We start from the raw sequence: 12853 nt of genomic DNA on the forward strand, positions 1-12853 counted from the left end.
GCGACAGCCATGTGGCAATGTCGTCCACCTGTTCGAGCGCGACTGCTCGCTCCAGCGCCGCCACCAGAAGGTGATCGAGGAAGCCCCTGCCCCCGGCATGGACGAGACGACGCGGGAGGCGATCTGCGCCGCAGCGGTGAAAGCGGCGCAGGCCGTCGACTATGTCGGCGCCGGCACCATCGAGTTCATCGCCGATGCGAGCGAGGGCCTGCGCGCTGATCGCATCTGGTTCATGGAGATGAACACCCGGCTTCAGGTCGAGCATCCGGTGACCGAGGAAATCACCGGGCAGGATCTGGTCGAGTGGCAGTTGCGGGTGGCGTCCGGCGAGGCGCTGCCGAAGCGGCAGGATGAGTTGGCCATCAACGGATGGGCGATGGAGGCACGGCTCTGTGCGGAGGACCCGTCAACCGGCTTCCTGCCGTCCACCGGCAAGCTCGAACTCGCCGACTTGCCCGATAGCCAGACCCGGATCGAGACCGGAGTCGAACGGGGCGATGCGATAACGCCATTCTACGATCCGATGATCGCCAAGATCGTGGCACGCGGGGATGATCGCGATGGCGCGATCGATGCCCTTGCCGAGGCGATGCGCCGGGTAAGAATCTGGCCGGTCAAGACCAATGCCGCGTTTCTGCTGGCATGCCTCGGCCAGGCACAGTTTCGCGCTGGCACCGTGACCACCGGCTTCATCGCGGACCAAGGCGACGCGCTGACCGCAGCACCCGCTGCCACGGACAGCGACTGGAACCTCGCGGCGGTCCAGATATATGCCCCCTATTTCCTTCATCGCGACGACGCGACGGCAGACCCCTGGGGCAGGGCAATCGGCTTTCGTCTCAACGCCGGCCATCGTGGCGCCATTGCCGTTCAGCATGGAGCCGAGCGCCGAACGATCGACCTTATGTCGCTCGACGACAGCAACGGCTATGTCGCCCCTGTTTCGGACGGCTTGCTAACCTTCCGCAACGGGCAGCCGCTGCTGTTCACCGAAACGCGTTTCGGGGCTGGCGCCGGGGGAACGGTCGAGGCCGGCTCGATCCTCTCCCCCATGCCGGGGCGGGTCATCGCGGTAGAAGTTGCGGCCGGCGACGCCGTCACCAAGGGCCAGAAGCTGCTCACGCTCGAAGCGATGAAGATGGAACACAGCCTGATCGCGCCGTTCGACGGGACCGTGGCGGAGTTGAGTGCGGAGACCGGTGGCCAGGTCAGCGAGGGCGCGCTGCTTGCCCGCATAGAACGGACGGAATGAGCTTGATCCGGGGCTGACGCACGCCCGTTCTACGCGGTTCGGCGCCAATCCGCTGCCTAAGCCGACTGCCTATCGGCTGTTTCCCGTTTGTTGGTTTGCGCCGACAGCCGGGCATATAAGGCGGCGCCATATCCCGGCGGGTGAAGAGGCTCGGTCGCCGCAAAAAGCCCGTCCTCACTGACGATCCGAATAAAGGCATCGCGCACCAACGGCTCCTGCGACAAGACGCCTCCCGACCAGGACAATGGAACGCTGACGTCGGACGGAAAACCCAACACGTCGCGTAACCCGATCGCCAGCGCCGCCAGTTCATGGGCTGCTGACAACAGAATTGCACCGGCGCCCTTATCGCCATCGGCAGCGGCGCTCGAGACCACCGCCGCGAGACCAGCGACCGCGCCTCGGCTCATTGCCGCGGGTCCCATGATGCGCTGGCACAGGTCCAGGTCATCCTCGAGCACAAGCGCTTCGGAGATCCGATCGTGCAGCAGATCCTTGGTCGCGCGACCGTCACTCATGCGGGAAAACAGGGCGAGGCCTTTGACGGCTATCCAATAGGCCGACCCTTCGTCGCCGAATACCTCGCCCCAACCGCCCGCGCGGGCACCCCTGCCCTCTCGTTCCCCATAGGCGATCGAGCCGGTGCCGGCGACAATGTTGATCCCATCCTGGCAACCCAGCGACCCCGCCCAGCCGCATATCATGTCGTTTCCGCAGGCGTAGCGGTCATGGCCGAGCAGCCGTCCACAGGCGGCGTCCAGCTGTGGGTCGATGACCTTGTCCTCGCCATAGGCCGGAAGGCCGAAAAAGACGTAGCTCAGCGCGTCGGGCTGAATGCCGAGCTGTCCGCAAATGGCGGCGACTCCCTGGCCGATGCGCGCCGCGGCCTCATCCATCCCGACCTCGATATGATAGGTCGTGCCGGTCATCGCGCGCGCGACGATCGTGCCGGCGGCGTCGATGCAGATGAATTCGGTCTTGGTGCCGCCCCCATCCACGCCAAGGAAATAGCTGCGGTCGCTCATGCTTGTGCGGCGTATATCCGAACACCTTGCACGACCCGGTTAACGGCGCCGCTGGCATTGGGACGGTCGGGGGTGAGGCCCAGAGCCAGCGAGACATGCAGCCCGAAAAGCTGCGCCGGCACGATGAACGGGAACAGGAGATCGGCGTCCACCGCATCGGTCATGCCGGCGACCGCGATGTCCGCGCCGTCGCCCGGCCGGGCGGAGATCACCGCGAGAGCGCCGCAAAGGCCGTCCCTGCGCAATTCCTCGACGATATCGAGATCGTAGCGGCGCGTAAGCGGGTCGTTCGACACGAACACCACGGCGAGCGTGTCGGCATTGATGATCGTCTTGGGACCGTGCCGGAAGCCCAGCGGGGTGTCGAAGGTGGTGACGACTGCGCCATCGCTCAGTTCCATCAGCTTCAGCGCCGCTTCGCGGGCGAGCCCCTTGAATACCCCGCTACCGAGATAGACGACGCGCTTGAACCCGCGCGTCGCAAGGTCGGCGACCAGCCGCTCGGACCGGGCAAGCACGTCATCGACTGACGCGGCGATGGCAGGCACGCGCGCATCAAGCGCATCGATACCACCAAGGATCGACAGCGCCGCCAGCATCATCGCGCCAAAGCTGGAGGTCATCGCAAAGGCGCGATCGTGCGTCGCCTCTGGCAGCACGACGACATGGGTGTTGCCGCTGCTGCGCCCGGCCAGCTCGCCCTCAGGGTTGCAGGTCACGATCAGGTGATAGGCCTCGGCAACGGTCGCATCCACCAGATCGACCGCGGCGACGCTCTCCGGGCTGCTGCCCGAGCGGCCGAACGAGACCAGCAATGTCGGCGTACCGGCGCGCAGGTACAGCGACGGCGCGCTGACGATGTCCGTCGTGGCGATCGCCTCGACAGAACGATGCAACAGGCCCGACAGCCAGGGTGCGAGGCACTCGCCGATGAACGCAGAAGTGCCTGCCCCGGTCAGCACGATGCGAAGATCGGTCCTGGCGAGCAAAGGCGCGACGAATGCCTCGATGTCGGCCCGGCGATCGCGCAGCAACGCCTGGGTGGCGCGCAGCGTTTCGGGCTGCTGGTCGATTTCCCGGCGTGTCCAGGACGTGTCCTGGCCATCGGGTCGGGGGGTGAGCAAGGTCTCAGGCATTGGGAAAGCAAGCTCCATGATACGCGTCGAGTGTCGCGGCGATATGCGCCATGGCAAGTTCGGCAGGATCGAGTGTCGCCCGGCCGGCGCGTAGCGCGGCATAAGCGAGCGGAAGATACTGGCTGACCAGCGCCAGCGGCGGCGGCGTCAGCCGGAGATTGGCGAACAGCTTTTCCTGCGCGGCGGCGATCTCCGCGTCGGGCCAGTAATAGCGGATCCGGTCCGACAGACTGTACTGCAGCTGGAAATCGAGCGCCGCGCCGGTCGCATGGTAATATTTCCGCCAGTGCTTCGGCTCGGCGTGCATGCGCGACAACGTCACCGTCCGCAAAGAGGCGCGCTCCCCGGAAGGACATATCTCCGCCTCGATCGCATCCAGCGCCCAGAGCGCCTCGCGCAACGCGAATGTGACGCCGGGCCCGACTTTCAGGATCGCATAATGGTCGCGTACCAGGGCGGCGAGCGCCCCGGGCGTCTGATAATCGGTGGAATGTGCCTCGAACACCATATGCTCGACCGGCTCGATGGCCTGGCTGAGCGCGGTCGCGCGTTCGGGGCGGTAGTCCACCACCTTGTCGTGATCGAACTCGACGCCGGGCTGAACCACGGCTGCGATGACACGGTCCCACGCGCTCTCCAGGCCGGCCGCGTGAAACAGATCGCGGTGCATGTCGATCGTAGCGGTCGCCGCCTCGGGCGTGGTGACCGCCAATTCTCCCAGGTCCTCCGCCGCCCCGCCGGGAACCGGCACCTCGGTGCCGATGACATAGACCGGCGCGTCGGCGGGATCGCCATCGAACGCGTCCTCGGCCGCGCGACACAGCAGTGCCGCGCGCTCGGCGATGATCTTCTCGGGCAGCGGCACCGGATCATCGGCGCAGCTCATCGAGCAGTCGAGATGGATTTTCCGGAAACCGGCGCGGACATAGTCCGCGACCATCACATCGGCCTTGTCCAACGCCTCTGCCGCCGGCGCGCCCGTCCAGGCGTTGGGGCCGAGATGGTCGCCGCCGAGAACGAGGCGCTCGAGCGGAAATCCGACCTTGGCAGCGATCGCCTGGACGAAATCGCGATAATCGGCTGGGACCATGCCGGTATAGCCGCCGTCCTGGTTCACCTGGTTGGAGGTGGCCTCGATCAGCGCGATCGGCTGACCAGTGGCGAGCGCGTGGAGCAGCGTCGCCTCGATCACCAACGGGTGCGCCGAACAGACCGACGTGACGCCAATCCGCTCTCCCGCCTTGTGCCGAAGCACCGTTTCTAGAATCGCCTGCACATCGGCTCCTTCGGCAAACGCGTACCGCAACCTATAACAAAAAGCAACGAAACGAAATATAACGAAACTAGATTGTTTCGACAATAGCATCCGGATCCTTTGCATCCGGCTCGATCGCGAGCAGCAGGGAGGCAATGAGGGCGAGCCCGATACCGACCGCCTTGAGCGGCCCGGGTACCACCCCCAGGATCACCAGCGACAGCAACGCCGTGGCGAGCGGCGCGCCCGCATTCGCCAGCGGAGCGACGATGATCGCCTTGCCGTAGCGAAACGCGAACACGAGGGTCAGGGCGCCGATAGCGTTGAGCACCTGGATCAGGGCCGCCAACCAGGGGCCGTCCAGCCCCCAGTTGATCGGGCGGCCGAAGTCGGTCATCGCCCAGGCGACCGGGATCAGCGTCAGCCCGGAGAGCATCATGTAGACGAAGATGCTTTCGCCCGACATGACATGGTTGGCCGCCTTCATGAAATAGGCCTGCACGCCCCAGCAGAGCATCACGATCAAGGCCGGCACGAGCCACGCCGCCGAGGCGCCGCCCCCGCTCCCGGGTGCAAAATCGAAGGTCGGCAAGGCGAGCAACGCGAGCAGGATGCCGAAGGCGCCCAGCCGTCCGGTGCGTTCGCGCATCAGCAGGAACGATAAGGCGATCGTCACGATCGGCGACAACGAGATAATCGGGAAGATGAGATAGGCCGGGCCCCGCGCGACGGCGTAGAACAGCACCATCTGCCCCCCGGCGCCAAGCAACCCGATTGCCAGGCCGTAGCCGATCGCTCGAGGCGAGACATCGAGCCGCCAGCCGGCCAGTCCGAGCACCACCAGCGCCGGCGGAATCATCGTCAGCGCCCAGACGCAATACACCAGGGTTTCGGGGAAGCCATGCTGCGGGGAAAGGCCTGAAAAGGCGCCCCAGATTCCCCAGAGAATGACGGTGATCAGCGCATTGATCAGCCAGGCACGGCCCGATGGCACGACCGCTCCGGTCATGCCCTGCCTTCCCGGACAGGGGTGGCCTGTACGAGAAGAAAGCGCTCGAACCTCGCCTGGATGATGTTCCGCGCCGCCGTGGCGCTCCCCAAGGGGCTGCCGGTAAAACTGTCCGTCAGCGCGTAGCGGCCGGTGCCGAGGCCCTTCAGCGTGACCGGGCCGTCCCACTTGGCCGCGTAGAAGGCGTAATGCATGACACCGTCACGATCGATCGCATGAGCTTCGGGCTTGTCAAAACCGATATCGTAGAGGCCACCGAGATAGCGCCCCTTGGATAGCATGTTGGCGCGGTACAGGTCGATCCACTTGCGCCACAGCGCCTCTTTCGCCGCGGTCAGCAGATAGCCGCCGGGCGGGAGGGGTTCCGATGGGGTCTGCACGTCCTTGGGCCAGGTGAACTTGGTCGACGGAATCGCGCCGATCCCATAGGTCGAGGCGAAATCGTCGTGCCCGTCGCTCAGCTCGACATGGTCGCCCGAATAAGGCGCAGACGGTCCCATCAGCGCCTTGAACGTCTTGCCCTTCAGCCTGACCTGCCATGATGACGTGGGATCGGATGCTGGCGTATTGTTCATCGCCGGGATATTGTGGAACGCGAAACTGTCGCCGCACGGACAAATCTCGATTACCGCCTGCGGGTTGATCGCGATCGCTTCGTCATACACCGCCTTCCAGAAATCCTGCAGCTTCTCGAACGATTCCTCGGGACGCGCATGGTTGTGCGCGGGGTTGTAGCAGGGTGCGACGCCGTTCAGGTGCTGCCCATCGAGCTTCAGCCCCTCGAAGCCCCAGTCGCCGATGATGCGGCGCACCTGCGCGCGAAAGAAGTCGACCGTTGGCGGATAGGCCGGGCACATCGTGAACGCGCTCCACCAGCTGACATTCTGCGCCGCGCCGTCACGGTCGAGAATGAGCATCTCAGGATGGTCGCGCAGAAGGTCTGTACCCGGATCGACCGCGAGCGGCGCGAGCCACAGTCGCGGACGCATGCCGTCAGCCTTTATCCGGTCGGCAAACGCCTTCATGTCCGCATCGCCACGCGGAAACTTCCTAGCGTCCAGTTTCCAGTCACCTTCGGATGTCTGCCACCCGTCATCGAGGACTGCCCATTCGAAGCCGAGCTCCTTGGCCTTCGGCAGCGTGCCATACACCTGTTCGGGCGTGAAATTGCGCTCATAGCCCCAGGCACACCAGATCGGGCCGTAGCTCGATTCCGGGATGGTCGGCGCCGCGAGGCCACGCTCGGCCATGATGCGCCGATAGGCGTCGAGCGGGCGAAAATGGTCGCCGGTATGCGCCATCAGAAAGGCGGTCGGCAGGGTCAGGGCAGCGCCCGGCGGGAGCAGGGTCGCCTCGTCGCCCGACAGGCCGATGCGCGTCCCGTCCGGCTGCGCTGCAACCGGCAGCGAGATCAGCCTCGGCACCTTTTCGATGTGGCCGACCGCCAGTCCGACATCGCGGCGCCATACCACGGCAACGGGCGTACCGCCGCCATAGTCGGACCCGTTCATCCCCATGAAGTTGCGTTGCTCGAAGCCCGGTGCGACCTTCTGCACCCAGTCGCGGCGATCGGGATAGGAAGCGCCGGCGAAGCTCCACGCGCCCGCCGGATGCGCCAGCAGATCGTGCGTCGCGACGCGCCACCCGGCGATCGCCAGCGGCATGGTGCCAGTATTGCGATACCGCAGCTCGTACAAGGCGAGTCCCGGGTAGCGATCGAGGAAGGTCACATCGAGCTGCTGCTCCACCGCACCGCCCGCGGTGCCGCGCAGCCGGTGCCGGCGGCCCGGGCCGTGCGGGCCCGATATCGGCCCTTCTTCATGGTCCAGCAGCAGGAAGCGATCGAGCGTGCGTTGACCGGCGACAAAGAGCGCCTCGCCCGCCGCCATCGGCGTGACCGGCCTGCCGCCAAACGACACGCGCGATTGCATCGCCGCATCGAAATCGATCGTCAGCGTGCCATCGGAAAGCTTCACGCCCTCCGACGCGGCAGCCCAGGCGCCTGCCGGCAGCACAGGCCCGGAAACAAGGGCTGCGCCGGTCATCAGGCGGCCAAGCAGAACGCGGCGATCGATGGGATTGGACAGCATGGCAACGGCTTCCCTGATATCGGCCGCAAGGCAAGCGAGCAGCCGTATGAGAAAGATGTTGCACGAACCGCACGGCCGGCGCAAACCCTATTCGCAATTTAATCGATCGTTTTGTTTCGTTTCGTTGTTTTTGCGGAGACAGAGGATGCAGTCACTGAAGGTCGTCCTGTTGCTCGGTACGGCAGCGCTTCTGGGCGGTGCGGCGGCACCCGCACCTGGCTACAGCGAAGCGGATTTTGCGAAGGTCGCCAAGTTCGACGCCCACGTCCATGCCAATGTCGACGATCCTCGTTTTCTCGATGTGGCGCGACGCGACGGCATGGAACTGCTGTCGATCAATGTCGATTATCCGGACTTCCCGCCGCTGCCGCTGCAAGCGACGGTCGCGCATAAGATGCAGGCGCTCGATGCGGGCCAGTTTCACTTTGCGACCACGTTTTCGATGCAGGGCTTCGGTACGCCGGGGTGGGCCGAACGCACCAACCGCGCGCTGGACGACGCCTTTGCACAGGGCGCCGTGGCCGTGAAGATATGGAAGAATGTCGGCATGGTCGCCACCGATGCGGAGGGGAGGCGCGTGTTTCTCGACGATCCGCGCTTCGACGGCGTCATGGCGCATCTCGAGAAACGCGGCGTGCCGCTGATCGCGCACCAGGCCGAGCCGAAGAACTGCTGGCTGCCGCTCGACCAGATGACGACCGAGAACGACCGCTCCTATTTCAAGGAGCATCCCGAATATTACATGTTCCTCCACCCCGAAGAGCCGAGCTACGAGGCACTTATGGCGGCGCGCGACCGGTTCGTCGCCCGTCATCCCAGGCTTGCCTTTGACGGCGCGCATATGGCCAGCATCGAATGGAGCGTGGACGAACTGGCGCGGTTCTTCGATCGCCATCCCAACACGGTGGTGGATCTCGCGGCGCGCATGTCCAACCTGCAGGTCCAGTCCAACGCCGATATCGCGAAGGTGCGCGCCTTCTTCGTCAAGTATCAGGACCGTATCCTGTACGGCACCGATCTCACCGACAGCCCGCCCGACCCCAAGGCGCGGGCCCAGAATCCTCCCGCCACCAACGATTTCCCCAAGGAGGCCGACCAGGTCTGGCGCGCGGACTGGCGCTATCTGGCGACCCCGCTCAGCCAGCATGTCGATGCCATCGATGCCGATGCGAAAGGGCTCGACCTGCCCCGCGCCGTAATCGACAAGATCTACTGGAAGAATGCCCGGCGCTTCTTCAAGCTCAAGGGCTGAAGCTCAGGCGATGTGAAGGCGAAAGCCCAGGCGGTCGGCAGCCGCCTGCATTGCCGCATCGGCGCCATCGGTCACCAGGTCGTCTATCTCGGCCACGTTCATGATACGGTGCAGGCAGACGCGGCCGAACTTCGACCGGTCGCTCACGGCGATCACCTGCCCGGCGGCCTTGACCATCTTTCGGTTTAGCACGGCTTCCGGCTCGAAATGGGTGGTGATGCCGCGCTCGACGTCAAGCCCGTCCACGCCCAGGAACAATTTATCGACATGCAGGTCGTCGAACGCGCTTTCCGTCTGCGCTCCGTAAAACGCACGGTTGCGCCGCCGCAGCGCGCCACCCAGCATCACGACGTTGATCCGCTCCTTGGCCGCCAGCGCGCAGAGGATATCCAGATCGTTGGTCAGCACGGTTACGTCTTCGATATCGGCCAGATGCAGTGCGATCTGCAGCGCCGTGGTGCCCGAATCCAGCACGATCGAATCGCCCGGCATCACCATGGCAGCGGCGACCGCGCCGATTCGCGCCTTTTCGTCGACATTGATCGCACGCTTGACCTCGACCGGGGGCTCGGCCGCGACGTTGACGGCATCGGCCGCGATCGCGCCGCCATAGGAGCGCTCGGCGATGCCCCGCTTTACCAGATAATGGAGGTCCTTCCGGATCGTCTGCATTGAGACGCCAAACCGTTCCGCCAGCGGCACGACCTGCACGCTGCCGTGCTCGCGCATCAAAACACTGATCTGCTGCCTTCGGCCGCTGGTGTCCCGAGTGATGGACATATGGCTCCTCCCGTTCGCAGACCTGCATATCAGCCTCGAATTGCTCACACAACAAACAGGAAGTTTCGTTTCTTTTCTATTTGACAGTTTCGCTACGGTCGGGATACCAAACCGCAATAAATCGCGCGAATCCGTCAGGGTCCGGAGAACGCGCATCGGCAAAGGGGAACGGCGATGACGCAACGACACATCTTGCGGACTATGGTGCTGGGCGGAGTCAGTGCGGCGGCGCTGCTCTCTGCGTCGACCGCTTCGGCTCAGGAGGCCAAGCCCACCACGGCCGAGCCCGACCCAGCGACGGTGCTGACCGATGGTGCACAAGAGCCTGGCGACGCGAGCGCCGCGCCCGATATCGTCGTGCGGGGTGTTCGCGGCAGCCTGCTGCGGTCGATCCAGGCCAAGCGCAATGCCGACACGATCGTAGACGCCATTTCCGCCGAGGAGCTCGGCAAGTTTCCCAACCGCAACGTCGCCGAAGCCCTCGCCAATATTCCGGGCGTGACCGTCGGTCGCGACGGCCGCGGCGAAGGCCGCTCGATCACCGTACGCGGGCTTGGCGAGAATTTCGCGATCACCACGCTCAACGGGCGCATCCTGCCGACCGACGGCACCGACCGCTCCTTTGCATTCGACGTGCTTCCATCGGAAATCATCTCCGGCGCGGAGGTCCAGAAGGCGGTGCGCGCGTCGGAACTTGAAGGCAGCATCGGCGGCAACATCAACCTGCGCACCGCGCGGCCGCTCGACCGTCCCGGCCTGCATGCCTCCGCCTCTGTGGAAGGACAATATAACGATTTCGTCGACAAGGGCGGCTACAAGGTCACTGGCGTCGTCAGCACGACCTTTGCCAACGACACGATGGGGGTGATGGCCGGGGCCAGCTACAACAAGTACAAGTTCCGTACCGACAATCTCGGCGAATATTCGATCACTGACGGGACGGAAGCCGCCTATGGCGTCGATTTCAACCGGGACGGCAAGATCAATCCCGATGCGAATGGACCAGCCTATATCTGGCCGGACTATTACAGCGTGGGCACCGTGCAGGGCGAGCGCGAGAGGATTGGCGCGGCCGGTGCCTTCCAGTGGAAGCCGTCAAGCGCCTTCGAGCTGACGATCGACGGCATCTACAGCCAGTACAATGTCACCCAGCACAATTATCGCTCCTCCAATTATCTCAATCCGCTGGGCGACGACGGTTCGCCGCGCTGGGATCCGGCGTCGATCAAGGTCGATTCCCATAATGTCGTCACCGGGTTTGCGATCAACGATCTCGTCAGCGAAGTGCTGACCACCGACGAACCGCGCAACAGCAAGACCTACCAGATCGGTGGCCATATCGACTGGCACCCCGTCGATCGATTGAAGGTCGCGATCGACGGCTATTACGGCAAGGCGAGCGACGACACGGGCGGGCAGAACCGCTTCGTCGTGGCCGGCATCCCCGGCGCGTCCGCGGTCTTTGCGACACGGGACGGCGGCATCCCGGATCTCGACATCACGATCCCCGGCGGCCGCTCGCTCGATCAGGCGACCAATGACGATTTCCGCGCCCACTATATCGGCATCCAGGGGCAAAATATCGAGGATCGCACGCAAGGCGCGAAGCTCGATCTAACCTATGAGGTCGACAACGACACGTTCAAGTCGATCACCTTTGGCGGCGCCTGGACCGATCGCCGCAAGACCGTCGAGACAATCGACAACCAATATACCACTTCGTGCAATTATTGCGGCTATCCCTTCACCTTCGGGCAGCTGGGTGCATCGGTCGTGCGGCCGGGCAATGACAATATCCTGTCGAAATTGCCCGGCAATTTCCCGCGCAACTTCCCCAACTTCGACATCGATACTTATCTCGCGGCACTCCCGCGTGCGGACAACAATCCGGCGATCCTCGATCCCAACAGCTGCCTCGATGCGACGGGCACGCCGATCCCGGGATGTGCCCTGTCGCCTTATCCCGCCGGCTATTCGGCCCAACTGGTCGAGCCAGACCTTCCTGCGTCCTATCTGATCAGGGAGCGGACCTGGGCAGGGTATGTGCAGTTCAACCTGGCCGGCAAGCGCTGGCGTGGCGATATCGGCTTGCGCCTGGTGTCCACCAAAGTCTCGTCGACGGGCTATGGCGCCAGCATTGCCAGCATCATCCCCCGGGTCGGCACGCAGGACAATGACGTGAACTTCAATCCTGTCGATGCCATCAACGGCGGCGGCGACTATCTGCGCCTGCTGCCGGCGGTCAATTTCGCCTATGACATCGCCGACGGCTTCCGTGTCCGGCTCGCGGCGTCGAGAGCAATCTCGCGGCCGAGCTTCGGCGAGCTGTCGCCCGCGAAGGACGCGACATCGGCCCAGTCGGGCACCTTCATCATCTATGATGCCGGCAACCCCAATCTCAAGCCGGCCACGGCTGACCAGTTCGATGTCTCGTTCGAATATTATCCGTCGAACCGCCTCGCCCTGACGGCGGCGGCGTTCTACAAGCACATCACCAGTTTCGTCTCGACCGTCCCGGTCGACGTCGTGATCAGCCCGTCCGCGCAACCGGCCAACCAGCAGCAGAATTTCGATTTCGTCGAATATCAGGTGATCAACGGCGACAGCGCGAAGGTTTATGGCCTGGAGGTTGGCGGCCAATATTTCCTCGACAACGGCCTCGGCGTTCAGGCGAACCTGACCTACAATCATTCGCGCGCCACTTCCGGGGCGGTGACGACAGGCCTGCCCGGCGCGATCCCCTTCTCGGCCAATACCAAGCTCTTCTATGAGAAGAATGGCATCGGTGCGCAGGTCTCCTACAGCTATCAGTCGCGCTACACCTACGCGCAGGCAGGCAACCTGGCCTATTTGCCGGTAAAGGAAGAGGCCTATCACGAGATGTCGGCCAGCCTGTCCTACGACCTGACCGACAACGTCTCGGTATATGTCCAGGGATCGAACCTGCTCGGTTCGGCAATCAAGCGCTTCAACACCTACAGCAACGTGCCTAATTTCTACGAATATTCGGGCCGTTCCTTCTTCTTCGGTATCCGCGGCCGCTTGTGACCTAGG

General features: G+C 64.2%; 9 protein-coding genes. 3 read left to right on the forward strand and 6 right to left on the reverse strand.

Features of this window, described 5'->3' with window-relative positions:
• The coding region (locus tag AC1DT7_RS15915) for an ATP-binding protein (protein ID WP_478037010.1) at positions 1-1252 on the forward strand (1252 nt) is incomplete at its 5' end.
• Positions 1253-1308: 56 nt separating this feature from the next.
• Here the strand turns inward: AC1DT7_RS15915 and AC1DT7_RS15920 are convergent.
• From AC1DT7_RS15920 to AC1DT7_RS15940, 5 genes are all read right to left on the reverse strand, one after another.
• Positions 1309-2277, reverse strand: coding sequence for an N-acetylglucosamine kinase (locus AC1DT7_RS15920; protein ID WP_478037011.1), 969 nt, complete (start codon positions 2275-2277; stop codon positions 1309-1311).
• Entirely contained in the window at positions 2274-3413 is a 1140-nt protein-coding gene (locus AC1DT7_RS15925) for an SIS domain-containing protein (RefSeq protein ID WP_478037012.1), read from the reverse strand. Before AC1DT7_RS15925 ends, AC1DT7_RS15920 begins: the two co-directional genes overlap by 4 nt.
• On the reverse strand, positions 3406-4689 hold the full coding sequence (locus AC1DT7_RS15930) for a D-tagatose-bisphosphate aldolase, class II, non-catalytic subunit (protein WP_478037013.1): 1284 nt from the start codon (positions 4687-4689) through the stop codon (positions 3406-3408). Before AC1DT7_RS15930 ends, AC1DT7_RS15925 begins: the two co-directional genes overlap by 8 nt.
• 67 nt (positions 4690-4756) lie before the next feature.
• Positions 4757-5677 carry an EamA family transporter gene (locus tag AC1DT7_RS15935; RefSeq protein WP_478037014.1) on the reverse strand — a complete coding sequence of 307 codons (921 nt, stop codon included), beginning with the start codon at positions 5675-5677 and terminating at the stop codon, positions 4757-4759.
• A complete protein-coding gene (locus AC1DT7_RS15940; RefSeq protein WP_478037015.1) occupies positions 5674-7767 on the reverse strand; it encodes a glycoside hydrolase family 36 protein in 2094 nt (697 codons plus the stop codon). Before AC1DT7_RS15940 ends, AC1DT7_RS15935 begins: the two co-directional genes overlap by 4 nt.
• A 145-nt stretch (positions 7768-7912) precedes the next feature.
• Here AC1DT7_RS15940 and AC1DT7_RS15945 point away from each other — a divergent pair, with 145 nt between their 5' ends.
• Positions 7913-9019, forward strand: coding sequence for an amidohydrolase family protein (locus AC1DT7_RS15945; RefSeq protein ID WP_478037016.1), 1107 nt, complete (start codon positions 7913-7915; stop codon positions 9017-9019).
• A 3-nt stretch (positions 9020-9022) separates the two neighbouring features.
• Here the strand turns inward: AC1DT7_RS15945 and agaR are convergent, their stop codons facing one another.
• Positions 9023-9799, reverse strand: a complete 777-nt coding sequence (gene agaR, locus AC1DT7_RS15950; protein ID WP_478037017.1) for a transcriptional repressor AgaR — start codon at positions 9797-9799, stop codon at positions 9023-9025.
• Positions 9800-9973: 174 nt separating this feature from the next.
• On the opposite strand from agaR, the gene AC1DT7_RS15955 reads away from it, so the two are divergent.
• Positions 9974-12847, forward strand: coding sequence for a TonB-dependent receptor (locus AC1DT7_RS15955; RefSeq protein ID WP_478037018.1), 2874 nt, complete (start codon positions 9974-9976; stop codon positions 12845-12847).
• Positions 12848-12853: the final 6 nt, after the last annotated feature.

The sequence above is a fragment of the Sphingomonas sp. P3_C6 genome, assembly GCF_056402595.1.

Bases quoted from the DNA above. Each gene is read 5' to 3' on its own strand.
- AC1DT7_RS15920 (WP_478037011.1), bottom strand. From the start codon at position 2,277: ATGAGCGACCGCAGCTATTTCCTTGGCGTGGATGGGGGCGGCACCAAG.
- AC1DT7_RS15925 (WP_478037012.1), bottom strand. From the start codon at position 3,413: ATGCCTGAGACCTTGCTCACCCCCCGACCCGATGGCCAGGACACGTCC.
- AC1DT7_RS15935 (WP_478037014.1), bottom strand. From the start codon at position 5,677: ATGACCGGAGCGGTCGTGCCATCGGGCCGTGCCTGGCTGATCAATGCG.
- AC1DT7_RS15940 (WP_478037015.1), bottom strand. From the start codon at position 7,767: ATGCTGTCCAATCCCATCGATCGCCGCGTTCTGCTTGGCCGCCTGATG.
- AC1DT7_RS15945 (WP_478037016.1), top strand. From the start codon at position 7,913: ATGCAGTCACTGAAGGTCGTCCTGTTGCTCGGTACGGCAGCGCTTCTG.
- agaR (WP_478037017.1), bottom strand. From the start codon at position 9,799: ATGTCCATCACTCGGGACACCAGCGGCCGAAGGCAGCAGATCAGTGTT.
- AC1DT7_RS15955 (WP_478037018.1), top strand. From the start codon at position 9,974: ATGACGCAACGACACATCTTGCGGACTATGGTGCTGGGCGGAGTCAGT.